At 62.8% G+C, this 25,981-nt stretch carries 24 protein-coding genes and 1 riboswitch; of the genes, 6 read left to right on the top strand and 18 right to left on the bottom strand.

Features of this window, described 5'->3' with window-relative positions; all coding sequences use genetic code 11:
• Positions 1–8: 8 nt before the first annotated feature.
• Entirely contained in the window at positions 9–1,463 is a 1,455-nt protein-coding gene (locus VFB05_RS27940; protein ID WP_325018547.1) for an MATE family efflux transporter, read from the bottom strand.
• Positions 1,464–1,693: 230 nt separating this feature from the next.
• On the opposite strand from VFB05_RS27940, the gene VFB05_RS27935 reads away from it, so the two are divergent.
• Entirely contained in the window at positions 1,694–3,025 is a 1,332-nt protein-coding gene (locus tag VFB05_RS27935; RefSeq protein ID WP_325018545.1) for a sorbosone dehydrogenase family protein, read from the top strand.
• Between the two features lie 15 nt (positions 3,026–3,040).
• Here VFB05_RS27935 and VFB05_RS27930 read toward each other — a convergent pair whose 3' ends face one another.
• Complete coding sequence (locus VFB05_RS27930; protein ID WP_325018542.1) at positions 3,041–4,084, bottom strand: hypothetical protein; 1,044 nt, start codon at positions 4,082–4,084, stop codon at positions 3,041–3,043.
• A complete protein-coding gene (locus VFB05_RS27925; protein ID WP_325018540.1) occupies positions 4,084–5,190 on the bottom strand; it encodes a 2'-deoxycytidine 5'-triphosphate deaminase in 1,107 nt (368 codons plus the stop codon). Before VFB05_RS27925 ends, VFB05_RS27930 begins: the two co-directional genes overlap by 1 nt.
• A 108-nt stretch (positions 5,191–5,298) precedes the next feature.
• Positions 5,299–5,378, top strand: a riboswitch (SAM riboswitch).
• 72 nt (positions 5,379–5,450) lie between these two features.
• On the opposite strand from VFB05_RS27925, the gene VFB05_RS27920 reads away from it, so the two are divergent.
• Positions 5,451–6,656 carry an O-succinylhomoserine sulfhydrylase gene (locus tag VFB05_RS27920; RefSeq protein ID WP_325018538.1) on the top strand — a complete coding sequence of 402 codons (1,206 nt, stop codon included), beginning with the start codon at positions 5,451–5,453 and terminating at the stop codon, positions 6,654–6,656.
• A 103-nt stretch (positions 6,657–6,759) separates the two neighbouring features.
• Here VFB05_RS27920 and VFB05_RS27915 read toward each other — a convergent pair whose 3' ends face one another.
• Genes VFB05_RS27915 through VFB05_RS27905 form a run of 3 tightly spaced genes read right to left on the bottom strand, consistent with a single transcriptional unit; the run spans position 6,760 to position 9,842 of the window.
• Positions 6,760–7,782 (bottom strand): SGNH/GDSL hydrolase family protein, encoded by a 1,023-nt coding sequence (locus VFB05_RS27915; protein ID WP_325018535.1) that lies wholly within the window; start codon positions 7,780–7,782, stop codon positions 6,760–6,762.
• Between the two features lie 15 nt (positions 7,783–7,797).
• Positions 7,798–8,586: an SGNH/GDSL hydrolase family protein gene (locus VFB05_RS27910; protein WP_325018533.1), complete on the bottom strand. Its 789-nt coding sequence runs from the start codon at positions 8,584–8,586 to the stop codon at positions 7,798–7,800.
• On the bottom strand, positions 8,583–9,842 hold the full coding sequence (locus tag VFB05_RS27905) for an OpgC domain-containing protein (RefSeq protein WP_325018531.1): 1,260 nt from the start codon (positions 9,840–9,842) through the stop codon (positions 8,583–8,585). Before VFB05_RS27905 ends, VFB05_RS27910 begins: the two co-directional genes overlap by 4 nt.
• 459 nt (positions 9,843–10,301) lie before the next feature.
• Between VFB05_RS27905 and apaG the strand changes: the two genes are divergently transcribed.
• Positions 10,302–10,694 carry a Co2+/Mg2+ efflux protein ApaG gene (gene apaG, locus VFB05_RS27900; protein WP_325018529.1) on the top strand — a complete coding sequence of 131 codons (393 nt, stop codon included), beginning with the start codon at positions 10,302–10,304 and terminating at the stop codon, positions 10,692–10,694.
• Positions 10,695–10,866: 172 nt separating this feature from the next.
• Here the strand turns inward: apaG and VFB05_RS27895 are convergent, their stop codons facing one another.
• Both VFB05_RS27895 and VFB05_RS27890 read right to left on the bottom strand, forming a co-directional pair.
• Entirely contained in the window at positions 10,867–11,961 is a 1,095-nt protein-coding gene (locus tag VFB05_RS27895) for a sensor histidine kinase (RefSeq protein ID WP_325018527.1), read from the bottom strand.
• Complete coding sequence (locus tag VFB05_RS27890; RefSeq protein WP_325018524.1) at positions 11,942–12,925, bottom strand: L,D-transpeptidase family protein; 984 nt, start codon at positions 12,923–12,925, stop codon at positions 11,942–11,944. The genes VFB05_RS27895 and VFB05_RS27890 overlap by 20 nt, the downstream gene beginning before the upstream one ends.
• Positions 12,926–13,142: 217 nt before the next feature.
• Between VFB05_RS27890 and VFB05_RS27885 the strand changes: the two genes are divergently transcribed.
• Complete coding sequence (locus tag VFB05_RS27885) at positions 13,143–13,355, top strand: hypothetical protein (RefSeq protein WP_325018522.1); 213 nt, start codon at positions 13,143–13,145, stop codon at positions 13,353–13,355.
• Positions 13,356–13,425: 70 nt separating this feature from the next.
• A complete protein-coding gene (locus VFB05_RS27880) occupies positions 13,426–13,602 on the top strand; it encodes a hypothetical protein (RefSeq protein WP_325018520.1) in 177 nt (58 codons plus the stop codon).
• 374 nt (positions 13,603–13,976) lie between these two features.
• On the opposite strand, the gene VFB05_RS27875 is transcribed toward VFB05_RS27880, so the two are convergent.
• The 5 genes from VFB05_RS27875 to VFB05_RS27855 form a co-directional block, all read right to left on the bottom strand.
• Positions 13,977–15,980, bottom strand: coding sequence for a methyl-accepting chemotaxis protein (locus tag VFB05_RS27875; RefSeq protein WP_325018518.1), 2,004 nt, complete (start codon positions 15,978–15,980; stop codon positions 13,977–13,979).
• Positions 15,981–15,990: 10 nt separating this feature from the next.
• A complete protein-coding gene (dctP, locus tag VFB05_RS27870; RefSeq protein ID WP_325018516.1) occupies positions 15,991–16,992 on the bottom strand; it encodes a TRAP transporter substrate-binding protein DctP in 1,002 nt (333 codons plus the stop codon).
• 89 nt (positions 16,993–17,081) lie between these two features.
• On the bottom strand, positions 17,082–18,095 hold the full coding sequence (locus VFB05_RS27865) for an Hsp33 family molecular chaperone (RefSeq protein ID WP_325018513.1): 1,014 nt from the start codon (positions 18,093–18,095) through the stop codon (positions 17,082–17,084).
• Between the two features lie 289 nt (positions 18,096–18,384).
• Positions 18,385–19,323, bottom strand: a complete 939-nt coding sequence (gene argF / locus VFB05_RS27860) for an ornithine carbamoyltransferase (protein WP_325018510.1) — start codon at positions 19,321–19,323, stop codon at positions 18,385–18,387.
• Positions 19,320–20,528: an aspartate aminotransferase family protein gene (locus tag VFB05_RS27855; RefSeq protein WP_325018508.1), complete on the bottom strand. Its 1,209-nt coding sequence runs from the start codon at positions 20,526–20,528 to the stop codon at positions 19,320–19,322. The genes argF and VFB05_RS27855 overlap by 4 nt, the downstream gene beginning before the upstream one ends.
• Before the next feature lie 479 nt (positions 20,529–21,007).
• On the opposite strand from VFB05_RS27855, the gene VFB05_RS27850 reads away from it, so the two are divergent.
• Positions 21,008–21,517, top strand: coding sequence for a GcrA family cell cycle regulator (locus tag VFB05_RS27850; protein ID WP_325018505.1), 510 nt, complete (start codon positions 21,008–21,010; stop codon positions 21,515–21,517).
• Positions 21,518–21,596: 79 nt separating this feature from the next.
• On the opposite strand, the gene phoB is transcribed toward VFB05_RS27850, so the two are convergent.
• The 5 genes from phoB to pstC form a co-directional block, all read right to left on the bottom strand.
• Positions 21,597–22,298 (bottom strand): phosphate regulon transcriptional regulator PhoB, encoded by a 702-nt coding sequence (phoB, locus tag VFB05_RS27845; protein ID WP_072817918.1) that lies wholly within the window; start codon positions 22,296–22,298, stop codon positions 21,597–21,599.
• A gap of 68 nt (positions 22,299–22,366) precedes the next feature.
• Positions 22,367–23,083, bottom strand: a complete 717-nt coding sequence (gene phoU / locus VFB05_RS27840; protein WP_325018500.1) for a phosphate signaling complex protein PhoU — start codon at positions 23,081–23,083, stop codon at positions 22,367–22,369.
• A 93-nt stretch (positions 23,084–23,176) separates the two neighbouring features.
• On the bottom strand, positions 23,177–24,013 hold the full coding sequence (pstB, locus tag VFB05_RS27835; RefSeq protein ID WP_414643329.1) for a phosphate ABC transporter ATP-binding protein PstB: 837 nt from the start codon (positions 24,011–24,013) through the stop codon (positions 23,177–23,179).
• Positions 24,010–24,855: a phosphate ABC transporter permease PstA gene (gene pstA / locus VFB05_RS27830; RefSeq protein WP_325018498.1), complete on the bottom strand. Its 846-nt coding sequence runs from the start codon at positions 24,853–24,855 to the stop codon at positions 24,010–24,012. Before pstA ends, pstB begins: the two co-directional genes overlap by 4 nt.
• Position 24,856: 1 nt before the next feature.
• Positions 24,857–25,849, bottom strand: a complete 993-nt coding sequence (gene pstC / locus VFB05_RS27825) for a phosphate ABC transporter permease subunit PstC (protein WP_325018496.1) — start codon at positions 25,847–25,849, stop codon at positions 24,857–24,859.
• Between the last annotated feature and the right edge of the window lie 132 nt (positions 25,850–25,981).

The following is a 25,981-nucleotide window of genomic DNA, read 5'->3' as shown; positions in this document are numbered from 1 at the left end:
ATTCCGAACTAGTCGATCGCGCCGGACAGCACCGGCTGGATCGGCACGACCGGCTCGGTCTTCGGACCCCATCGCGTCAGGAATACGCTTCCAGCCGACAGAACGCCGAGAAGCACCATCGACGCCGCGGCGAGGATGAAGAAATCCGCTGCCGTCGCATCGCGCGTCACCAGCCACCAGCCGCCACCCGCAATGAAAGCGAGCCGCGCCGACTGCGACAGCACCGGGCCAAGCATCCTGGCCGCGCCTTGCGAGGAGAAATACATCGACATCGCTAGCCCGATGAAGGCGTACATCGGCGCGGCCGTCGACAGATATTGCTTGCCCGCAGCGCGCACGCCGGGATCGCTCGTGAAAAGGTTGACCCAGACCTCCGGAACGATGGCGATCAAGGTCGCGATCAAGCCGACCGAGACGAACGAAACCACACCCGCCGTCGCCGCGACCTTTCGCGCGCGCGCAATCTTTTCGGCGCCGATCGCCATGCCGACCATCGGCACGGATGCAATCCCGAACGAGAAGGCCAGCGACGTCAGCATGAACTCGAGCCGGGCGCCGATGCCGTAGCCGGCGAGGACTTCGGTGCCGAAGCGCGCCAGCAGATGTGTGAAGATGCTGATCGTCAAGACCGACTGCAGCGGCGAAAAGCACGAGACGAGCCCGACCTTGAGGATGTCGGCCAGCATCGCCCATTGAATTTTCAAGCCGGCGATTTTCGGCACGACGCGAGCCCGTCCGGAAAACAGGTACCAGGCCATCACTGCGATAGAAACCGAAAAGGCGATCAACGCGCCGGCCGCAACCCCGCGCATGCCGAATTGCGGGACAGGACCGAGCCCGAGGCCCAGCGTGCCGCCGCAGATGATCTGAAGAGCCGCGGCGCAGAGGATCATCAGCGACGGCAATTTCATGTTACCGGTGCCGCGCAGGATGCCCGCCATCGAATTCATCAGCCATGGCAGCGTGGCACCGGCGAAGAACACCTGCATGTAGGCCCCCGCATGCGCCAGCACCTTGCCGCGGCCGCCGAGCATTTCCAGAAGCGTCGGGCCGAAGATCAAAATACCGGCGGTGAACGTGAGCCCGAAGACGAGCCCGATCAATAGCGCATGCGAGGCGAGCGTCGAGGCGCGATCGGTATCGCCGCTGCCGAGCGCACGCGCAATCGCAGACGCAACACCGCCGCCCATCGCGCCACCCGACATCGTCATGGTGAGGATCACGAACGGGAACACCAGCGCCATCGCCGCCAAGGGCTCGACGCCGATCCGGCCGATATAGGAGGTTTCCGCGATCACGACGCAGGTGCCGGCGCTGAGCGCAATGACATTGGGCCAAGCCAGACGCAGCAGCGTGGACAGGATCGGCGCGTCGATCAGCGCATTCTGAACCGCCGGCGCTGGCGGCGGCAGCGGGCGCTCTTTTTCGTCTACGGGGATTTCTGCGACGGAGATATCGGCCATGTCCGCTGTCGCCGCACCCTGTTGCGCGGTCTTTGGGGTTCTTGGGGTTCCTAGCACGGTCTCGCGCGATTCCATCTGCGCGACATGCAAGGGGGGCCTGCTCAAATCGCCGTCATTCCGCAACGAGGAAGGTGAACGCCTGAAGGCGGATCTCGCAGCGATTATCCGAAGTCATGCCTTTGTCCGGGGTGCGGATTACCGTAACCTGCCGCGACCGCCGGGGGACATTCATGCGCCAGCCAATTCGTAAACTTGTACTTGTTGTCGGTGTTGCGGGCATCGCACTGCCGCTCGCATCCTGCAACGATCAGGAAACCTCAACGGTCGGACAGACGTTCGGCCCCAACCCGACATTGGTTGCGCCGGAAAAGTCGCTGCTTCCGACCGTCAACGTTGCGAAAGCGATCGGCTGGGCTGCGGGCGCAAGACCCGTCGCCGCCGAAGGCATGACGGTCAATGCATTCGCCGACGCGCTCGACCACCCGCGCACGATCTACGTTCTGCCGAATGGCGATGTGCTGGTGGCAGAGAGCAACGCGCCGACAAGGCCTGACGACGAACGCGGCGTCATGGGCTGGATTGCGAAGATGGTCATGACCCGCGCCGGCGCCTACACGACAAGCGCCAATCGCATCACGCTCTTGCGCGATGCCGATGGCAACGGCACCGCCGAGACGAAGTCCACCTTTCTCGAAGGATTGAATTCGCCGTTCGGCATGGCGCTGGTCGGCAACGATTTCTATGTCGCCAATTCCGACGCGATCGTGAGATTTCCTTACCGCACCGGCGATACCAAAATCACCGCGCCGGGCGTCAAGCTCGCGGATCTGCCGGCGGGCCCGCTCAATCACCACTGGACCAAGGACCTCGTCGCCTCCCGCGACGGGTCAAAGCTTTATGCGACCGTCGGCTCCAACAGCAATGTCGGCGAAAACGGCATGGACGTGGAAACCAGTCGCGCCGCCGTGCTGGAGGTCGATCGCATCACGGGAAAGACGCGCCTGTTCGCCTCCGGCCTTCGCAACCCCAACGGACCGGCATGGCAGCCGCAGAGTGGCGCGCTGTGGGTCGTCGTCAACGAGCGCGACGAACTCGGCAACGATCTGGTGCCGGATTACATGACATCGGTGAAGGACGGCGGCTTCTACGGCTGGCCCTACAGCTATTACGGCCAACATGTCGATACCCGCGTCGAGCCGCAGCGTCCCGATCTCGTCGCCAAGGCGGTCGCGCCGGATTACGCGCTCGGCGCGCATACGGCCTCGCTGGGCCTGGCTTTCAACACCGGCAACCTGTTTCCGCCCGATATGGCGGGCGGCGCGTTCATCGGCCAGCACGGCTCATGGAACCGCAAGCCGCGCTCCGGGTACAAGGTGATCTTCGTGCCGTTCGCGGGCGGCAAGCCGTCGGGTCAGCCGCGCGACATCCTGACCGGCTTCCTCAATGCCGATGGTGAGGCTCAAGGCCGCCCCGTGGGCGTTGCGATCGACAAGAGCGGCGCGCTGCTGGTGGCCGATGACGTCGGCAATATCATCTGGCGCGTGACGCCGGCGAGGCGCTGAGCCGCGATCCGACGCTTACGCGATCGACCACAGGAAAGGCGGCCGCCCGCCGGCTGCTGTCGCAATATCGACCGCGATGTGGCGGCCGCAGCCGGCGGCAAGACCTTCGAACACGCCATGGAGGATGCGGCTGCAGGCCGGATGGAAATCGCTGACTTCGTCCATCAGCTTCCAGCTTTGCTGGCTGATCGCGAAGCCGCCCTGTGATTCATTGAGTTCGGCAGCGTCGTCCTGCGCCGTGAGCAGCGACATCAGCAAGTGAGAACATTCGCGCGCACCGCCGTGCTCGCCGCCAAGCGCCAGCGCGACCTCATCGTAAGACTGCATGCCGATCAGCTTGCCGGTGAGATGAAGGAGGTAACCGGCATCTTCGGGGCCAAACAGTTGCACCATCACCGGCGCGGCGGTGCGGACGTATTCCATCGCGTAGTTGCGATAGGCCTTTTCCAGCCGCGGTTTCGGCCAGTTCGCGACCGGCAGCGCAGGTGCAGCCGTGGGATCGAACAGCGGAGCTTCGAGATGACGCGCGAACACCAACCGCTGATCTATGTCGAGCGGATGGTCGTATTCGTGATAATAGCCTTCGAGACCGTCCTGGCCGTCGACGCTCTGCTTGGTGCAGACAAAGCCGAGCTTGAGATTGCCGAGCGCGACGCCGTTATTGGCGTGCCAGCCGCGCAGCATCGCGCGCGAAACTTCACTGGGCACGCCGCAGATCGCGGTGCCCTTCCAGATCCAGCGCGGCACCGGATAGCGGATCCAGGCCTTGCGATCGCTCTCATACATGTATTCGACATGCACGCCGCCGATCCAGTTGGAGAGATAATGGTATTGCGCGGCGGCAACGGCCGGCGGCAGACCCTTGAGGCCGAGCTTCTCGAGCCCGGGCAGGAAGCGCTCCTGCTGCTGGCGGCGAAACACGCGGAAGACAAATTCGGCGGCATCGGCGGTGCCGCGCCGCGTCACCACGGTCAGGATCAAGCCGGTGAAGCAGGCGTGGTAGAGATCGGCGACGCAGCGCCATCTTTTCCACTGCGCCTCTTGCGCGGCGCTATCCATCACACCCGGAAATGCTTGGAGAGCTTTAAGCCCTGCGCCTGATAATTGGAGCCGATGCGCTGGCCATACATCGCATTGGGCCGCAACAGCATTTTTTCGTAAACGAGACGGCCGACGATCTGGCCGTGCTCGAGAATGAACGGCACCTCGCGCGAACGCACTTCCAGCACCGCGCGCGCGCCCTTGCCGCCGGCGCCGGCATAACCGAAGCCCGGATCGAAGAAGCCCGCATAATGCACGCGGAATTCGCCGACCAGGGGATCGAACGGCACCATCTCGGCGGCGTAATCCGGCGGCACCTGGACGGCTTCCTTCGAGGCAAGGATGTAGAACTCGCCGGGATCGAGGATGAGACTGCCATCGGGCCGCGCTGCGATCGGCTCCCAGAAATCATCGACCGCGTAGCCGCCACGGCGATCGACGTCGACCACGCCGGTGTGGCGCTTGGCACGATAGCCGACAAAGCCGCCGGCCTTCTCGCCGGAGAGATCGACGCTGAGCGCGACGCCATTGGTGAGGTCGGCCTTGTCGACGTCAACCAGCTTTTCCAACGTATGCAACGCGTCGAGTTCGTCCGCATTGAGGATCGCCTCGCCGGTGCGAAAGCGAACCTGCGAGAGCCGCGAGCCTTCGCGCAGCAAGACCGGAAACGTCTTGGGACTGATCTCGGCATAAAGCGGACCGTGATAGCCGGCGCCGATCATGTCGAAGCGGCGCGTGCCGTCCGCGATGACGCGGGTGAAAACGTCGAGCCGTCCTGTCGAGCTTTTCGGATTGGCGGCGGCAACGATCTCCCGCGGCAATGCCAGCGACTCAAGCAGCGGCACGATGTAGACGCAGTTGGTTTCCAGCACCGCGCCGTCCGAGAGCGAAATCTCGTGCAGCTTCAGTTCATCGATGCGCTCGGCCACCGTAGCGCCGGGGCCCGGCAGAAAGCTCGCCCGCACCCGATAGGCGATGTCGCCGAGACGCAGATCGAGGCTCGCCGGCTGTATCTGGCTTTCGACAAACGGATAGGCAGGGAGGATCAGGCCCGCGTCCGCCATCGCCGCGATCATGCGGTCGGGCAGGATGCCGTTGGCGCCGGGCGGAAGCGTAAAGCTCACGGAGTGCGATCCTTGCAGGATATCCAGGCCAATAACCCCTGAAAATAAGGCCTTTTACCGGTTAGCCGATGGTCGCCTTGACGGAAAGGGCGCGAGGGAATAGAGCATGACTTATCCCGTGGTGATTTGAGCCGGCCGGCTTGCAGCCACGTTAAATAAGTCGCTAAACAGGCCGGGGACAATGTGATCCCGGCCTTATGGAGTTTCTCCAGGCCGGTTTTTTTGTGGCCGCTTTCGAAAGCGGTCATGACGGAGGTCACATGTCGAAGCCCGCGTCTCACACGTCCGCCCCTGCCCGCTACCGCCCCGAAACCCGGCTGGTTCATTCCGGAACCATCCGCTCGGAATTCGGCGAAACGTCGGAAGCGATGTTTCTTACCCAGGGCTATGTCTACGACACCGCCGAGCAATGCGAGGCGCGCTTCAAGGGCGAAGACCCCGGCTACATCTATTCGCGCTATTCCAATCCGACGATTGCGATGTTCGAACGGCGCATGATCGAGCTCGAAGGCGCCGAAGCCGGCCGCTCGACCGCAACCGGCATGGCGGCAGTGACGACCGCCATTCTCGCGCCCTTGAAGGCCGGCGATCATGTTGTCGCGGCGAAGGCGATGTTCGGCTCCTGCCGCTATGTGGTGGAAGACCTGCTGCCGCGCTACGGCATTTCGTCCACCTTGGTCGACGGTCTCGATCTCGACCAGTGGCAACGCGCGGTCAAGCCGACGACCCGGAGCTTCTTCCTCGAGAGCCCCACCAATCCAACGCTCGACGTGCTCGATATCTCCGCGATTGCGGGAATCGCGCATGCCGCCGGCGCGCGGCTGATCGTCGACAATGTTTTCGCGACGCCGATCTGGCAAAGCCCGCTCGCGTTGGGCGCCGACGTCGTTGTCTATTCCGCGACCAAGCACATCGACGGCCAGGGCCGATGTCTCGGCGGCATGATCCTGTCGTCGGAGGCCTTCATCGCCGAACATCTGCACAACTTCATGCGCCAGACCGGACCGTCATTGTCGCCATTCAATGCCTGGGTGTTGCTCAAGGGCCTGGAGACGCTGGCCGTGCGCGTTCGCGCGCAGACCGAGAATGCCGCGAAGATCGCCGATGCGCTGGCGCGGCATCCGAAGGTTTCACGCCTGATCTATCCCGGCCGCGAGGACCATCCGCAGGCAGCGTTGGTGAAGAAGCAGATGCGCGCCGGATCGACGCTGGTCGGCTTCGAGGTCAAGGGCGGCAAGGCGGCTGCGTTCCGCACGCTCAACGGGCTCAAGCTGGCGCGCATTTCCAACAACCTCGGCGATGCCAAGAGCCTCGTCACGCATCCGGCGACCACCACGCATCAGCGGCTTTCGCCGGACGCGCGCGCCGAACTCGGCATCAGCGACGGCTTCATCCGCTTCTCCGCCGGCCTCGAACATGCCGACGACCTGATCGAGGATTTGCACACAGCGCTGGAAAAAGCGTAACGACCTATCGCGTCATTGCGAGCGAAGCGAAGCAATCCAGTCTTTTTGATAGCTCTGGATTGCTTCGTCGCATTCGCTCCTCGCAATGACGAGGTCGACGGCGTCACATCGAGCGGTTGATCGGAGCAGCCACGCCGAGCCTGATCTGCCCGACCGAGCGAATGATGTCGTCGCCGAGGATCTGCGCGAAGCAGGCATAGCCCCAATCGTTCATGTGCAGGCCGTCGGCGATGACGAACGTATCGATCGGCAAGGCCTGGCTCTCATGCCACTGCCGCATCACTTCGAAGCGCGGAAACACGCCGATGTGCCGAAGCTGGGCGACCCGGCGGATCAGCTTCACCATCTTGCTGGCGTTCTCGGGATGCTCGGTCACCCGCGGAGAATATTGCAGGTCGACCAGCACGACATCGGCGCCGGTGGCCTGAATGCGGGCCACGCCGTCCTGAACGTTTTGCGCGATAGCATCGGGATCCTCGTTACGGAGCACGGCATTGGTGCCGACCTGCCAGATCACGAGGTCAGGCTTCACGTCGATCACCTCGGACTGCAACCGCGCCATCATTTGCTGCGCATCGTCACCGCCGCGGCCGCGGTTGACGACGGTGATATTGGCCGCGGGATACCGCCGATGCAGTTGCGCCGCGAGGCGATTGGGGTAGGTGAACTCCGGCGACGAGGTGCCATAGCCCTGCGTCGAGGACGATCCGAACGCAATGATCGTCACCGGTTCCCCCGCGGCGAGCTTGTGCGCGACATGCGGCAGCGAGAACGCTCGCGCCACGCCCTTCGGCGGGAGGCACGGCACGCGATTGAAAATATCGCTGGCCGATTTCGCGGCCTGCTTCACCTTGTCGATCGCCTTGTCAGTGAGGCTCGCTGGTTGCGCCGGCTTGTCCTGCGGAGCCTGATTGGCTGGCGCCGCGCTACCGGCATTGTCGGCTGGCGCGCCGACGGCTTGTGCGGATTGCTCCGCGGCGGACGCGGCCGGCTTCACAGCATCGGTCTTGGCGCTATCGGAAACAGCCGCCTGTGGCGTATTCTCGGCGCAAACGGCCACCGGTGCTGCAATCAGCAGCACAAAGGCAGTGAGGCAAAAAGGGCGGCAATATCTCCGAGACGTCATCAACGGCAGACTTTCTCAATTCTCCTGCGGCGGCTTCGGGTGAGCCGAGGCCATAATGAATTGCGACAATGCACGTCCGAGGCAGCTGTGAACCCGCTTCGCAAGCTCGGGGCTGTGAACTGGGGTAAACAAATCGAACTCTCCGTCCTCGGACCATTTTTGCATCAGCGCGAAACGGTCGAACAGCGGCACCTCATGCTCCTGCGCGACGACACGCATATTATCAAGATACGCCGCGGCGGAAATCATCGACTCCGTGCGGGGGCTGTATTGCGGATTAACCAATACCGTGTCGGCTCCGGCATCCCGCAGCGCCACGACGCCTCCGTCGACCGCGGCGCGGAAATCATCCGGATCGACCGAGCGCATAGCATCGACGGTTCCGGTCTGCCAGATCACCAAGGTAGGCTTCTTGCTCTCGACCAATTTCGAAAGGCCGGGCACCACCTCCTCAGCGGTCTTCTTGGCCAGTATTTCTACGGATAAATTAATCTCGATCGCCGGCAGCTTTTCTTTCAGCGCGGCCTGCAACTGGCTGGGATAGGCGGCGGCCTCCGTGTGGTTCCCAGCGACGCTGATCGTCGAGGACCGGCTGCCCACGACAAGGATATTCAGCGGACCGCCTGCCTTGATGACTTCCGCGACCTTCGGCAGCGCAGTATCGCCGGAGAGGAAATAATCGGGAACTTCGCACGCTGGAGGCGCAGCGGGCGCGGCGGGCGGATCGTCAGCGCGCGCACCAGCGCCGGCCAGAACGCCGGCCAGCACGCTCACACTCAGGATTGCCCCTGAGACGAACTTCATGCGCCCCCTCCCGCCATATCGGCGTTGCCGCCGGTAGCCTTGGCTCGGCCACTCTTGTCGGCAGAGTGCTTGTACCACGAGAAAAGCCACGCCGCGGCCGTCATAATCAGGATTCCGGAAATACTGATAACAAAGTGCAACCCGGTTCCGCCCGAGAACTCCGCCAGGATGAAATGCCCGGCGAAAGCGAGAAATACGCCGAGACAGAATATCTCGAGGGAATGCTGGCCACAGAGGATTAAAGGTCGCAGCCAGGGCGACCGCAGGCCCGGCCAGTCCTTGGGCAGGAAGCGCACCGTCACGGCCGCCAGCGCCAGGAAATGAGCAAAACGCAACACGTCAAGGTCGGTCTTGCTGATGGGATACATCCATTGCTCGAGCCGCTTCGGCATGAAGTGGCTGAGCTGCGGCACGTACCAGGTCAGCGTGACGAGGAACGAGAACAAGAGATAGGCCACGCAAATCCACAGCGTGACCGGCGAAGTAAGGATGCGCGACATCCGCTGCGCGCCGCCCTGCGCGCACCAGGCGCCGAACACGAACAGCAATTGCCACGCGAAGGGATTGAATACCCAGAAGCCGCTCGGATAGGCCGACAGATAAAGATCGAAATGCCAGGTCGCGGCGTAAAGCAGGATCGCCAGCCCCAATGTCAGGTCGGCACTTTTCCGCATCAGCCACAGGATGAGCGGCAGGAACAGCATCAGCACGATGTAGAGCGGCAGCACGTCCATGTTGACGGGACGGAATCTGAGCAGCAGCGCCTGCACGATCGTGACGTCAGGCTCTTTCAGAAAATCCATGATCCCCATTTCTTCGCTGTAGAGGGGATTTTCGAAGCTGGTGGCGACGTAGGAGATTTCGGCAAGGAAGATCGTGAACAGGAACACATGCGCGACATAGATCTGCCAGACCCGCCGCAGGATGCGGGCGGTTGCCACCACAAAGCCGACGTCGCGCATCGCCCGGCCGTAGACGAAGGAAGCGGTATAGCCGGAAATGAAAATGAAGATTTCTGTGGCGTCGGAAAATCCGTAGTTGCGGATGGTGAGCCAGGTCAGAAGGTTCTGCGGCAGGTGATCGATGAAGATCAGCCACAGCGCAAGCCCGCGGAACAAATCGAGCCGCAGCTCGCGTTCGCCGGCCGCAGGCTTCGCAATCGCGGGCGCCTCGGCGCGCGCGGGCGCACTGCCCGCAATAACGCCTGCATCGGCCGCGAGTGATGGTCCGGAAATCTGATCGGCAACCGAGGTCATCTCTCAAACCATCGATAAGGTCGGCAAGGTCAGCTAGTGTGGCGACTCTGACGTTCCTTTCAGTGTCGCCGCGAGTTCTTCAAAGGACGTCAGAGTCAAAGCCACACTAGAATCATATAGTTCCTCGTAACCCTTTGGTTCTGACATTCGTAAGAGTGCCCGCAGCAACATGATACGAATGTCAGAACCGGGACACCAGTAAAGATAGCACAGTCCGGCGCGCCGTGCGAAAGCCGCGCGTTAGCCCCCAACTGTGGTGAAACCGCGATGGGTCGCACTGGTGTCTCCTTCTGACATTCGTATGATTTCGCGGCGCGCTGGTCTACGAATGTCAGAACCGGGAAACTGAGGTTTCCAGTGTGGTTCCGGATTTGACATTCGCTCTTGGCGGGCTCGCGATTGGTTCTGGCGAAACGATCGGGTAGGATGAAACGTAACTTGAGAGATAGTCGAGACTGCATGTACCGCGCCGTGACCCGTGACATCGAAGTGACCGTCGAGCCGAATTTCCTCCCGGACCGTTCCTCCGTGGAAAATCGGCAATATTTCTGGTCCTACACCATCGTGATCACCAATTCCGGCCGTGAAACTGTGCAGCTGCGCACGCGGCACTGGATCATCACGGATGCCACCGGCCGGCAACAGGAAGTGCGTGGCGAGGGCGTGGTCGGCGAGCAGCCGACGCTCGCGCCGGGCGAACGCTTTGAATATACCTCTGGCGTTCCGCTCCCGACCGCATCGGGCATCATGACCGGGCGCTACCAGATGGTGAGCGCAAGCGGCGAGAAGTTCGAGATCGACGTGCCGACGTTCTCACTCGATAGTCCCGAGGCGAAGCGGGTGTTGAATTGATATCAATATGGCCGTCTCATGGTTCGAGACGGCGCGCTCTGCGCCTCCTCACCATGAGGGTCTTGAGTCGCCGCTTGGTCCGACCTCATCCTGAGGAGCATCGCGCTTTGCGATGCGTCTCGAAGGATGAAGCCGCGGCGCAAAGCCCCGCCTTCTCCTCCCCGCGATTCGATCATCTATCGCGCAGCGGCGCGCGGAGCTGGGCGGACAGGCCGGGCTGCAGCCTTGCATAGGACAGCGTGCCGCCGAGCTGCTGGGTCAGCAGCATCACGATCCGCGAGCCGAGGCCGGATGGATCATCCTCGCAATTGTGGCCGACACCATTATCAGAAATGTTCAAGGCGATGTCTTTGGCTACCGACAGCTCGACGGTGACTTGACCGGGCCGGTTCTCGGGAAAGGCATACTTCAATGCGTTCGTCACGAGCTCGTTGGTGATGATGCCGATCGCCAGCGCCTGACTATGAGGCAGAGCGACATCATCACTGAGCACTTCAAACGCGATCGGTCCGGGAGGCGCCAGAGACAGGAAGATCTTGTCGACGACGCCATTCAGGAAGTAGCGCATGCCGACGAGCCGCGAGTCCTGGCTGTGCGAGAGGTGGTCGTAAACCTGCGACGTCACGTGGATTCGACGCGCCGTCGCCTCCAGCGCCGCCGCGACGTCTGGCTCCGCGTTTTTGGCCTGGAGGCGGATCATCGCGCTGAGAACGGCCAGATTGTTTTTGGTGCGATGCGCCATTTCCTGAAGCAGCACAGACTTGGTCTTGTCCGCCTGCATCACCCGCTTCATCTCGGCGCGCAGGAACTCGGCGACCAGCGCCGTACCCACAGCGGTCACGACAAACAGACCGTTCTCGACAAGATAGAGCGAGCCATCATCGGCCCGATAGCTCAGGTAAATGCTGACGCAGGCTGCTATCGCGGCGGCCAGGAGGCCAGTCCCGCGGTTAAAGATCAGTCCCGACAGGAAAATGCCTGGCAGCAGCAGAAAATAGCTCGGATATCCCGTCAGCATCTGCAACGCCATCTGCAACATCGCGCAGATCAACATGATGGCGGCGGCGATGCCGTACCGCAGAGGAACAGGCAGTCGATGCTCCAGCAGCAACGGGTAAAGCTTGTTCATCCCAATCAACCGCGCGCCGCGATGCGTCGTTCCGGCCAGCCGGGCTGCATTTTCGCGGGATAAGCATGGAACAAATCGGTCCGGACCGGGCCTGCAGCCAGCGATCCCCGCCGGCGTGTCAGCGCGGATCGTCGACAAAATTCACAGGCGTGCCTTTTCCGACGCTCGCTGCCACGCGTTCGGCGTCCCAGTTCGTCAGCCGTACGCAGCCGTGGGACTCAGCTCTCGATATCTTGCCGGGCGACGGCGTGCCGTGAATGCCGTAGCCGTCGCCGGACAGGTTGATCCAGACGACGCCGACCGGATTGTTGGGGCCGGGATTGATGGTGAACGGCTTTCGGGAATGCACGCCCTTGAAGTGAAAACGCGGATTGTAGTGATAGGTCGGGTTCTGGTCGATCTCTGTCACCTTCAACGTGCCCGACGGCGACGGCTTGTCCTTGCTGCCGACGGTCGCCGGGAAAAATCCGATCAGCGCGTTCGACTTGTCAAACAGCTCCACGGTCTGCCGATGCTTGTCGACCTCGACCCTTTCCGCTCTCGCCGGCGGCGAGGTCTGCTCAGCACGGGTCGCAAGAACGACAATGGTGTCGCCGGCGCGATCGAACCGCTGCCTGGGGTTGAGCATCGAGAGCAGCTGCTGGCTCATATGGAATTTCTCGGCGAGCCCTTCTTTTGCGCTGGTGTAGTCAAGCCTCGGAATGCCTTTCATGGCCTCCATCCTTGACGGGAGCCTGCGGAGAAACGGGCCGGTGATGTCTTTTTTCGTCAGGGTATAATTCGCAAGCACGGGCTGGTCGTCGGTCCGAAGCCTTTGCCAGATCTCCCCGGTCGCCTCATCCGAACCCGGCAGCTGTTGCGCCTCCGCGTAGGCGCGGAGCGCCTTTTTCGCGTTCGTTCCGAATTTCCCGTCGATCTCGCCGGGCGAGAAGTGTGCGCGATCAAGCAGAACTTCCAGCCGAACGCCAAACGGTGTTGGCTTGTCATTCGAGAGCCTCTTCACGGGCGGCTCGGCGTTGTTGATCGCTGCCGGATCCATCTCGGCGCCGAGCGCAGCGCCAAGTGTCAGGACGACAATCAGCGCGACGCCAAATCCATTCATTCTCCCGGTCACCTTCGCGGCCCCTTCTGCATCCTCTGCCGTGACAATGAAACGGTCGCGGCTTCCGCCTGTTCCCCGAACGCGAGGATTGAGTGCGCCGCATCACGATCGCCGCGTGCGCGGGTCGCCTTAGACTAAGGAGGATCGGCGCATGCCCGGAACTACGCTGATCGCTCGCGAGTTAGCGATTCCGACAAGGCGTAAGAGGCTGGGTATCATGGACGAGATGTCGCAGTTGGCCAGCGCGATGGTCACGCTCATCTTCGCGGCAGGAATGCTGGTCGCGGGGCAATTGTATATGGAGCGCCGGTCCGCACAGGCGGCTGTGCAGCTGGTCGCACTTCAGAATCCAAACCAGGAAAATCCCACTGTCTCCGCCAAAGCGCCGCGTGCTTTTCAGCCCCCTCAATTTCGTCATCGTCGCCAGTAAGTCACCAGCAATGAGACTGATAAACAGGTTCGCTCCGCTCGCCCCCGAACAACGGCCGCAGGATCCGGAATTGGACGGCAGCGGGCTGCGTTTTGAAACGATGGATCATGGCGGCGAATATCCCGACCAGATGCCGCAAGCGATCCGGCTGGTCGACGCCGAGGGCCGCTCATGTGTCTACGTGCCGGTCATGCAGAACGGCAGGGTCGTGGACTGTCTGGGGCATATGGAGGATGAGGACGATTGAATCATCGTCACCAGTGTGGCGGTTCAGAAGTCCGCACCACTGCTGCCGCGGGTTCTTCATGCGGACTTCTGAACCAAAGCCACACTAGATCAATAGCTTTGCTAGTGGAGTGGATTTGACATTCGCTACCCACCCAGTCGCGAGTCCGAAAGCGAATGTCAAATCCTGAACTCCACTAGAAACATATGTTTGCTCGTGGTCTTTTGATACTAACATTCGCAAAAGTACCCGCTGAGAAGGGATGCGAATGTTAGAATCGGACCACGAGTGTCCTTTCGATTTTCGAAGTTCGAAACGTGGCTCCGAAATATGATACGAACTTCGGAATCGGGACACTAGCCTGACGCCGTGGTCGATAGTGGCTCGGCGATCGATCAGGCCGCCTTCACGTCCTCGACAAAGCCGACGACCGCTTGCCAGAGCCGGTCGGCCTGGCCGGTCAATTCGTTGGAATTTTCCAGCGCAATACGCGCATGCTCATCGGTTTCGGCCGCCGCCTCGAGCACGCCTGCGATGTTGCTGGAAACCTCGCCGGTGCCCGCCGCGGCCTGCTGGACGTTGCGCGCGATCTCGGCCGTGGCAGCGCCCTGTTCCTCGACGGCGTTCGCAGTCGACGACGCGATCTGGTTGATTTCCATGATGACGGATTCAATGCCCTTGATGGCGGCGGCGGCTTCCCGCGTCACGCCCTGGATCGACGAGATCTGGGCCGCGATATCTTCCGTCGCGCGCGCCGTCTGCGACGCAAGGTTCTTGACCTCCGAAGCGACGACGGCGAAGCCTCTGCCGGCTTCTCCGGCGCGCGCAGCCTCGATCGTCGCATTGAGCGCCAGCAGGTTGGTTTGCGAGGCGATGCTGTTGATCAGGTTGATCACCTCGCCGATGCGGTCGGCGGCCTCGGACAGGCCTTCCATCGTCGCCGTGGTCCGGCTCGCCTGCTCGGCGGCGCGCCGCGCAACGGTCGCCGAATTTTGCGCCTGCTGACCGATCTCGTGGATCGAGGCGGTCAACTCCTCGGCCGCAGCGGCGACGGTCTGAACGTTGGCCGACGCCTGCTCGGACGCTGCCGCCACGGTACCCGACTGGGACTTGGTCCGCTCGGCCGCGCCGCTCATGGTCGCGGCGCCATCGTGCATGCGCTGCGCCGATTGCTTCACCGAGTCGGCGATATCCTTGACTGCACGTTCCAACCGCGCGGCAAGTTCTCTCAAGCCCGCCTTGCGATCCTGCTCGGTCTGGGCCGCGAGGCGGTTCTTCTCGGATTCGACCTCGGCGATGCGAACGGCATTGTCCTTGAAGATGTTGACCGCGCGCGCCATGTTGCCGATCTGGTCGCCCCGCTCGGCGCCTTCGATCTCGACCGAAAGATCGCCTCCCGCAAGCTGCGACATCGTTCGGGTCATCCGCTTGATCAGGGACGAGATCGACACCGTGATCAGGCCTGCGAGAATGGCGGCCAGCACGGCGCCCGTGACCGCGGCGATTGTGCCAGCCGTCGAGGCCGCCTCGGCAATCTGCCCGGCGGTCGAAATGGCCTCGCTGCGGCTCTTCTGATATTCGCTGCGCAGCGCCTCCGCATCGTCGCCGAGCTTGATGCCGGCCTTGACCAGAACCGCAAAGGCCTGCTCCGTCGAGGCGGCCGCGCCGATCAGCTGATCGGATGCGGCCAGCATCTTTTCGGCCTGCGCCGGCAATGCGGCGATAATCTTCGAAAGCGCCGGATCGACCGGAGGCAGAGCCTTGACCGCAGCAAGCTCCTTCGCGATCCGTTCGCGTTCCGCGGGGATGATATCGAGATCGCTGGCCGAGGGCGCTCCCATGTAACGATAGACGACGGCGCGAAGCGCCTGGACCGCCTGTTCGAGCCGCTGGGCCGGGGCAAGCGCCGCTTCGCTTGCGGCACCAAGTTCAAGCGTTACGGTCGTCAGGGTGTTGGTGAGGCGGATGCCGCTCGCGTTGATGCTCGTAAACGCGGCCTGGCGCTTCTTGACCTCCTCATCCAGTCTGCTGAACGTAGCATGGTAGTCGGCAAGGGCTGAGCGCAGCATGTCGCCGCGCGGACCGACAGCTTCGCGCACGGCATCGATCGACTTGTCGAGCGGCTCGAACGCCGCGAGCGACTTGGCGCGGTCCGTAGCCGAGCCGGAGCGGAAATAGTCGACGATGACGCGACGCAGGAGCAGAAGGTCGCGCGTGAAGCTGCTGACCGTGTCGGTCGCCGCCGAGGCGTGTTCAATGCGGGCGACATTGTCCCGAACGTCGCGGATCCGGACATTGTAGAAGATCGACGTGCCCACACTCAGCACTATCAGGAGCCCGAAGCCGCCGATCAGGCGGCCATTGAGGCTGATCCGGTTCGCGATAGATAGTAGCGACATCGATTTTGCCTCATTTGCCGAAGCTGCGAATGGCGTCGATCTTGTCTTTGCCAAACTGCTTCTGGAATTGACCTTCAAGACCGGCGAGCGAGGCCACGAAGGCCGGGCGGTCGATATCCTCGACCACTTTCATGCCGCGGCGGCGCAGCTCATCGAGACCGGTTTTTTCCGCCCGATCGAGATAGGCGCGGCTGGCCTTGCTTCCGGCAACGCCAGCGGCGCGGAGCGCGGATTGATCTTCCGGCGAAAGGCGCTCAAAAATTCGTGGCGAGATCAGGAAGGCCGCCGGCGAGTAAACGTGCCCGGTCAGGCACAGATAGTGCTGCACCTTGTCGAAATTCGTCGCAACGATGGTCGCGATCGGATTTTCCTGGGCCTGAAACGAGCCCGAGGACAACGCACCGTAAAGTTCGGGGAAAGCCAGCGAGTGCACGTCGGCGCCGATCGCCTTGAAGCTCGAAACCATCACCTCGGATTGCGGCACGCGCAGCTTGAGGCCCTTGAGGTCTTCGGGCCGGCGAACGGCGCGGTCGAAGGTGGTGAGATGACGAAGTCCGTTTTCTCCCCAGGCAAGCCCGATGATGCCCTTGGGCTCGAGCCGCGCCAAGGCCGCCTTGCCGATTTCGCCGTCCATCACAGCGCGGGCATGGCCAAGATCGCGAAACAGGAAGGGGATGTCGAAGATCGAAAGCTCTGGCGCGATCGCGGTGAACACCGCAGACGACGTAAAGGTCATCTCAAGCGTGCCGGAGGCGACGTCCTGGCACATTTCCAGCTCGCCGCCGGTTTCGCCGGCAGGATAGAGCTCAATCCTCAGCCGGCCGCCGCAATTTTTCTCGACATAGGTCGCGAACTCGACCGCACCGGCACCGAACTGGGAATCCCGGGGGTTGATGAAGCCCATCCGCAAGACCTGCGGCTGAACGGCCGAATAAGCGCGACGGCTGGAAAGGCCCATGGCGGCCGCAGCCGAACCGGCAACGAAATGCCGTCTCGTTATCTTGTTACGCATGTCATTCCCCGCGGGCGACGCGATGCGTAATAGACGGCCAACAGGGTAAAAAAACCGATAACGCGGCGGCTAGTGTTCCGAAGTGCGTATCAGCCCGCACCTTCTTCCACGCCGGCTTCGTGCGGCGTGAACTGGTAGACCGACGAGCAGAACTCGCAGGTCACGACCACCTTGCCGTCTTTCACCATCTCGGCGCGATCCTTGGGATCGAAACTGTTGAGCATGGCGGAGACCGCCTCGCGCGAGCAGGAGCATTGTGCGTGCAGCACCAGCGGCTGAAACACCCGCACGCCGCGCTCGTGAAACAGCCGGTACAACAGCCGCTCGCCCGACAGGTCCGGATCGATCAGTTCGACATCCTTGACGGTCGCGATGAGCGACTGGCCCTCGACCCAAGCGTCATCCTCGGCAACGGTGTGCGCGAGCGTGCCCTCCGGCGCATCGCCGGGATGAAGGTCGGCCTGCCGCGCGCGCTCCGGCGCCTTCGGCAGAAATTGCAACAGCATGCCGCCGCCGCGCCAGCGGCGCCGCGCACCGCCCTCGCCGCCACGCCATTCCTCGCCGACCGCGAGCCGCACGCGCGTCGGAATCTGTTCGGAGCGCAGAAAATATTCATGCGCGGCGTCTTCGAGTGAGCCGCCATGAAGCGCAACCAGACCCTGATAGCGGCTCATCTCGGCGCCCTGATCGATGGTCATCGCCAGGTGCCCCTTGCCGAGCAACTGGCCGGAGTTTTGGCCGTCCTTGATCCGGCTGGCGTCGAACCGCGCATAGGCGCGCAGCCGATCCGGCGCCTGGAAATCCACGATCAGAAACGACACCGGACCGTCGGTCTGGGTTTGCAGGATGAAGCGGCCGTCGAATTTCAAGGACGTGCCGAGCAGGGTCGTCAGCACAATTGCCTCGCCGAGCAGTTTTGCGACCGGCGCCGGATAATCGTGCTTGGCAAGCAGATCGTCGAGCCCGGGGCCTAAGCGCGTGAGCCGGCCGCGCAGGTCGAGCGAGGCGACCTCGAAGGGCAGCACGGCATCGTCAAGCGGCACCTGCGAGGGCGCGCGGACCGGTGTTTCCTGGATTTTGATGTCGGGGGAATTGGAGGGCATGGCGCTCTATCTGGGGTCTGAGGGCGTGAAGCGAAAGGGGCGAATGTCGTAACACTCGTTGTTGTCGTCCCGGCGAAAGCCGGGACCCATAACCACAGGCCTACGTTTTGCGCTCAGTGGTCCCCATCATTGTCTGCCACAAACGCAAGGCGTTTGCGCAAGGGGGCAAAAGCGGCGAAGCAATCCAGAGGCCCGAAAGCTGGAGCCGATTTCTCTGCCCCGAACACCGACCTGTGGTTATGGATCCCGGGTCGCGCTTCGCTTGCCAGGGACGACGAAAATAGAAGACCTATCCCACCGCCTGAAGGCACCAGGCCAGAATGCCCTTCTGCACATGCAGGCGGTTTTCGGCCTCGTCGAACACCACCGATTGCGGACCATCGATGACCTCATCGGTGACTTCGTCGCCGCGATGCGCCGGCAGGCAATGCATGAAGATCGCATCGGGCTTGGCGAGCGACATCAGCCGCGCATTGACCTGATAGGGCCGCAGCAGGTTGTGACGATGCTCGCCGTCCTTGTCGCCCATCGAGAACCAGGTGTCGGTGACCACGCAATCGGCGCCGCGCACGGCGACTTCCGGATCGTTGGTCAGCATGATCGGCGCTTGCGTCGCCCTGATCCAGTCGCGCATCGTCTTGCCGGGCGCGAGTTCGGCAGGCGTCGCCACGTTCAGCTTGAACTTGAAGCGCTCCGCCGCATGCGCCCAGGACGCCAGCACGTTGTTGTCGTCGCCGCTCCAGGCCACGGTGCGGCCCTGGATCGACCCGCGGTGTTCCTCGAACGTCATCACATCCGCCATCACTTGGCAGGGATGGGAGCGGCGCGTCAGCCCGTTGATGACTGGCACGGTGGCATGCGCAGCGAGCTCCAGCAGCGCCTCGTGATTGAGGATGCGGATCATGATGATGTCGACGTAGCGCGACAGCACGCGCGCGGTGTCGGCGATGGTCTCGCCGCGACCGAGCTGCATTTCCGCGCCCGTCAGCATGATCGGCTCGCCGCCGAGCTGGCGCATGCCGACGTCGAACGACACGCGCGTGCGCGTCGAGGGCTTTTCGAAGATCATTGCGAGCGTCTTGCCGGCAAGCGGCTTGTCGGCCGGCGGCCCGCCGCTCTGCTGCGCCTTCAGCTTTGCCTTCATGGCGCGGCTCGCCGCCAGCACCTCTCGCAATTCCGCGAGCGGCAGCATGTTGAGATCGAGGAAGTGACGCAGCGCCTTACTCATTGCGCGGCCACCTTCTCTTGTTTCGCCGAAAGCGCGGCACAGGCGCGCTCCAGCGACGCCACGGCCTCGCCGATCTCACCCTCCGAAACGATGAGGGGCGCGAGGAAACGCACGACATTGTCGCCGGCGCCGACGGTGAGCAGTTTCTCTTCCCGGAGCGCGGTGACGAGATCACCCGACGGCACCACCGCCTTGACGCCGATCAGAAGCCCCTCGCCGCGCACTTCGGAAAGCACCGCCGGATAGCGATCGACGACGGAGGCAAGCTTCTGTTTCAAGAGCAGCGACATCTTCTGCACATGTTCGAAGAAGCCGGGCTTGAGCATGACGTCGAGCACGGCGTTGGCGGCAGCAACCGCCAGCGGATTGCCGCCGAAGGTCGAGCCGTGCGAACCCGGCCCCATGCCGGCAGCCGCCTCGGCCGTCGCGAGCACTGCCCCGATCGGGAAACCGCCGCCGAGCGCTTTTGCCAGCGACATCACATCGGGCGTGACACCGAGGCGCTTGTAGGCGAAGAGGTCGCCGCTGCGGCCCATGCCGGTCTGCACTTCGTCGAAAGCGAGCAACAGGCCGTGCTGGTCGCACAGCTCGCGCAGCGCCTTCGCGAAAGCATGCGGCGTCGCGCGCACGCCGCCCTCGCCCTGCACCGGCTCGATCAGGATGCCGGCGGTATGCGGGCCGATCGCCTTCTTGACGGCTTCGAGATCGCCATGCGGCACCTGATCGAAGCCGTCCATCGGCGGCCCGTAGCCTTCGAGATATTTCGCAGTCCCCGTCGCCGCCAGCGTCGCCAGCGTGCGGCCGTGGAAGGCGCCTTCGAAGGTAATGATGCGATAGCGCTCGCCATGACCCTTGGAGAAGTGATGGTGGCGCACCAGCTTGATGACGCCTTCCAGCGCCTCCGCGCCGGAATTGCAGAAGAAGACGAAGTCGGCAAAGCTCTGCTCGCACAGCCGCGCGGCGAGACGCTCGCCATCGGGGCTCCTGAACAGGTTCGACATGTGCCAGAGTTTTGTCGCCTGCTCCTGCAAGGCCTTGACGAGGTGCGGGTGCGCGTGGCCAAGCGCGTTCACTGCAACGCCCGAGGTGAAGTCGAGGTAGCGTTCGCCGTTGGTGGCGAACAGGTAAGCGCCCTCGCCGTGCGTGAAACCGAGATCGACCCGGGCGAATACCGGAAGCAGATGCGACGTCGCGCTCTTGGTCATGGCAACACTTTTACGTTAGAGGCAGTCGTTAGCGTTAAAGGCGGTCGTTCCTTGCGCGCATTGGCGCGGCCGCAAGGCTCAAGCAGATGGGCGACCGGAAGTCGAAACGGAACGTGCCGCCTTTTCAGGGCGGCACGTAGGACAGTATTCTAGGCGCGTGGCGAACTGTGTCAACGGATTGCCCGTAAATCTGCGGTCTCTCCGGCGCAACACAATCGTTAAAAAAGGTGGAACATGTGGACGCGCGCGCGTCGACTCTTGCGCGGGAGTCACGCGATATTGTAGCTTTCAAGACGTCGGATACGACATCTCGTGCGGCGGTTGTTACTCCTCTAGGTCATCAGTGTTTTGCGTAAACGTTCGGGCGTTTTATTGCGCCCGGCGAAGGCTAAGGGATTCTGCCGGAAGGGATTTTTAAGACGATTGGCATCGCAGCGCTGCCCCGAAACTGGCCGGCGTGACGCGAAGGAAAGAGTGCGATGACGGTATTGACCTGGTCTGACGATCGCGTCGAGCAATTGAAGAAGCTCTGGGAAGGAGGCCTTTCGGCGAGCCAGATCGCCGCCGAGCTCGGCAATGTGACGCGGAATGCGGTAATCGGCAAAGTGCACCGGCTGGGCCTTTCCGGCCGCGCCAAGAGCCCCTCTTCTGCTGCACCGCGCCCGCGCAAGGCACGTCCCGCCCAGCACATGATGCGGGTGTCTCGCCCGGTTTCGCGCGGCAACACGGCGCTGGCCCATGCTTTCGAGGTCGAACTGGAGCCGGATCCGATTGCCTATGACAACGTGGTGCCGATGAGCCAGCGGCTGTCGCTGCTCGAATTGAACGAGGCCACCTGCCACTGGCCGGTTGGCGATCCCGCAAGCCCGGAATTCTTTTTCTGCGGCGGCAAGGCGCTGCCGAGCCTGCCTTATTGCGCGCATCACTCGCGCGTCGCCTATCAGCCGACCGGCGATCGCCGCCGCCAGCAGCCGAAGACGACGCGGTAGTCGCGGATCCACACAGGCGAAAGAAAAGAGCGCGCCGAGGGCGCGCTCTTTTTTATTGACGAAGTTATTTCCTAAAAACCTATTCGACCTTCGCAAACCGATCGTCGAGCGCGTAGCCGGCGCCGCGCACGGTGCGGATCGGGTCCTGCTCACGGCCGGGATTGAGCAATTTGCGCAAGCGGCCGATATGCACGTCGACCGTGCGCTCGTCGATATAGATGTCGCGGCCCCAGACGCTGTCGAGCAGTTGCTCGCGCGAGAACACGCGGCCGGGATGCTCGAGGAAGAATTCGAGCAGGCGATATTCGGTCGGCCCGAGATCCACCGGCCGGCCGGATCGGGCGACGCGGCGCTTCTCGCGATCGAGCTCGATGTCGCCATAGGTGAGCACTGTGGCGAGCCGCTCCGGGCTTGCGCGGCGGAGCAGACCGCGAACGCGCGCCAAAAGTTCCGGCACCGAGAACGGCTTGACGATGTAGTCGTCGGCGCCGGTCGCAAGACCTCTCACCCGCTCGCTTTCCTCGCCGCGCGCGGTCAGCATGATGATGGGAAGCTGCTTGGTCTCGGGCCGTGCGCGCAGACGGCGGCACAGCTCAATGCCGGAAAGTCCCGGCAGCATCCAGTCCAGCACGATCAAATCGGGAACCCGCTCTTTCAAGCGGGTGTCGGCGTCATCACCGCGCCCGACCGTTTCGACGTCATACCCCTCGGCGTCGAGGTTATAGCGCAACAATGTTGTCAGCGCTTCCTCGTCTTCCACCACCAGAATGCGTGCGCTCATGTGCGTAGCCTTCTTTCGTCCTTGAAATTGGTTTGCTTGGTCTGATGCATCTGCCCCGGAAACGGCACTCAACTGCCGGGCACGGTCGTTGCGAAGGTCGTCATATCGCCCTTCGGTCGCTTGTCGAGAATTTGCTGGCCTTCGATCATGTAGAATACGGTCTCGGCGATGTTGGTCGCATGGTCGCCGATCCGCTCGATGTTCTTGGCGCAGAACATCAGGTGAATACAGAAGGAGATGTTGCGCGGGTCTTCCATCATGTAGGTGAGCAGCTCGCGAAACAGCGAAGTACAGATCGCGTCGACTTCCTCGTCACCCTTCCACACGTTCATCGCCGCCGGCAGGTCGTGAGCGGCATAGGCGTCGAGCACCGATTTCACCTGCGACTGCACGAGATCGGTCATGTGCTCGAGGCCGCGGATCAGCTTGAGCGGCTGAAAGTCGCTCTCCAGCGCCGCGACCCGCTTGCCCATGTTCTTGGCGAGGTCGCCGATCCGCTCGAGGTCGGTCGCAACGCGCATCGCGCCGACGATCTCACGCAAATCCACGGCCATCGGCTGACGCCGCGCGATGGTGAGCACGGCGCGCTCTTCGATGATGCGCTGCAGACTGTCGATCTCGACGTCGGTCTCGACCACGCGCCGGCCGAGCGCGATGTCGCGGCGGATCAGCGCATCGACGGCATCGACGATCATGCGCTCGGCAAGGCCGCCCATTTCGGCCACGAGCCGCGTCAACTCCTGAAGATCGCTGTCGAACGCCTTGGCGGTATGTTCTGCGGCCATCTCTTTCTCCTTGGATCACGCCCCCCGTCGGGGACGACGCGGGAGGTGATCTTATTCCCTGATTTACGCACGATCGCTTCGAAAAACAGACTGCTAGCCGAAACGGCCGGTGATGTAGTCCTGGGTGCGCCGGTCGTTCGGCGACGTGAAAATCTTGTTGGTCTCGTCGAACTCGATCAATTCGCCCAGATACATGAAGGCCGTCTTGTCGGAGACGCGCGCGGCCTGCTGCATGTTGTGGGTCACGATGGCGATCGTGTACTTTTCGGCCAGCTCCTGGATAAGTTCCTCGATCTTGGCGGTCGAAATCGGATCGAGCGCCGAGCAGGGCTCGTCGAACAGGATCACCTCGGGCCGCACCGCGACCGTGCGGGCGATGCACAGCCGCTGCTGCTGGCCGCCGGACAGGCTCAGGCCCGAGGCATTGAGCTTGTCTTTAACCTCGTTCCAGAGCGCGCCGCCGCGCAGTGCCTTCTCGACACGGTCGTCCATTTCCGAACGGGAAATCTTCTCATACAGGCGAATGCCGAAGGCGATATTCTCGTAGATCGTCATCGGGAACGGCGTCGGCTTCTGGAACACCATGCCGACCCGCGCCCGCAGCAGGTTGAGATCGAGCTTGGCGTCGAGAATATTGGTCTGGTCGAGCATCAGTTGGCCGGTCGCGCGCTGCCCCGGATAGAGATCGTACATGCGGTTGAAAATCCGCAGCAGCGTCGACTTGCCACAGCCGGACGGGCCGATGAAGGCCGTAACGCGATTGGTGCCGAGCGTGATGTTAATGTTCTTCAGCGCCTGGTGCTCGCCGTAGTAAAAATTCAGGCCTCGCGCCGTGACCTTGGCCGGCGGCTCGGCATGGCCCGATGCATGACCTGCCATCGAGGGCGTCGGTGTCGAGGGAACACTGGCGGCGGCGGAAAGGTCGGTCATTTTGCGGTCCTCTCGGCGCCGAGAATGCGCGCGCCAATGTTGAGAGCGAGTACGGTCAGTGTGATCAGCAAAGCCCCGCTCCAGGCGAGTTGCTTCCAGTAAGCGTACGGGCTCTGGACGAAGTTGTTGATCGTCACAGGCAGGCTCGCCATCGCCTCCGTCAGCCTGAGATTGAAGAACTGGTTCGAAAGCGCGGTAAACAACAGCGGCGCGGTCTCACCGGCGACACGGGCGGTGGCCAGCAGCACGCCGGTGATCAGGCCCGAGCGCGCGGCGCGGTAGGCGATACGCTTGATGACGAGCGAACGCGGCAGGCCAAGCGCGGAAGCGGCCTCGCGCAGCGGATTGGGCACCAGCAGCAGCATGTCCTCGGTGGTGCGCAGCACGACCGGGATCACGATCACCGCCAGCGCCAGCGCGCCCGCGAGCGCCGAGAAGCTGCGCATCGGCACCACGACGATACCGTAGATGAACAGACCGACGATGATCGACGGCGCGCTGAGCAGGATGTCGTTGATGAAGCGGATCACGGTCGTGAGGCGATCGTTCCTGCCGTATTCGGCGAGATAGGTTCCGGCAAACAGGCCGATCGGCGCGCCGACGCCGACGCCGATCCCGGTCATGACGATGGAGCCCGTGATCGCGTTCAGAAGACCGCCCTCGTTCGAACCTGGCGGTGGCGTGCTCTGGGTGAAGACATCGAGATTGATGCCCTTGAGACCGTTGACGAACAAGGTGAGAAGGATCAGCGCCAGCCAGGTGACGCCGAACAGGGCCGCGCCAACGCACAGCGTGCGGACGATGATGTCCCTGCGGCGGCGCTTGACGTAAGTCGGGTTCATGCTACTTGCCCGCCTTTTTTTCCAGCCGCAGCAGCAACAGCCGCGCCGCAGCGAGCACGAAGAAAGTCAGCACGAACAGCAAGAGGCCAAGCAACATCAGCGCGGACTGATGAAGGCCGTCGCTTTCGGCGAATTCGGACGCGATTGCCGCTGAGATCGTGGTGCCGGGCGCGAAGATCGACGACGAGATGCGGAAGGAATTTCCGATGATGAAGGTCACCGCCATGGTTTCGCCGAGCGCGCGGCCGAGCGCCAGCATGACGCCGCCGATGACGCCGACGCGGGTGTAGGGGATCACCACGTTACGAACCACCTCCCAGGTGGTGCAGCCGACGCCGTAGGCGGCCTCCTTGAGGACCGGCGGCACCGTCTTGAAGACGTCGACGGAGATCGCGGTGATGAAGGGCAGCACCATGATCGCGAGGATGAGGGCGGCGTTGAACAGGCTGAGGTAGGACGGCGGCCCTGCGAAGATCGAACCGAGCACCGGGACGCCGTCGAACAGGCTGATCATGAACGGCTGGAACGTGTAGGCCAGAAACGGGCCAAGCACGAAAAATCCCCACATGCCGTAGATGATGGAGGGGATGCCGGCCAGGAGTTCGATGGCGATGCCGATCGGCCGGCGCAACCATTGTGGGCAAAGCTCGGTGAGGAACACCGCGATGCCGAGTCCCACGGGGATCGCGATCAGCATCGCGATGAAAGAAGTGACGAGGGTGCCGTACATCGGGCCCAACGCGCCGAGCACCGGCGGATCGGCCGACGGCGCCCAGCGCTGCGTCCACAGGAACGCAAAGCCGTATTCCTTCATCGCCGGCCACGCACCGATGATCAGCGAAATGATGATGCCGCCGAGAATGAGCAGGACCGAGATCGCACAAGCGCGGGTGATCCAGTAGAAGGTGACGTCGCCGGCCTTGAAGGCGCTCAAGGCCTTGGCGCGGTCGTAGGGGCCTGCGACTTCCATCGTATCGTCGCTTTGAACCGCCATCTCTGCCACGCTTAGACCCTCTGCCTGATCGCCTGTTGGTCGAGGCCGCCTTGCCGATAGCGGTCTTTATTCTGAAGCGACGTACCGTTTCAGAAGCGATGCCACTTGAAGCAACTGCCGGGCGGCAGGTAT

Origin of the sequence: Bradyrhizobium sp. (assembly GCF_035652035.1) — a bacterium.
Classification (GTDB): Bacteria; Pseudomonadota; Alphaproteobacteria; order Rhizobiales; family Xanthobacteraceae; genus Bradyrhizobium.
The sequence above is the reverse complement of the archived record's forward strand: the minus strand, read 5'-3'. Positions and strand labels throughout refer to the sequence as shown.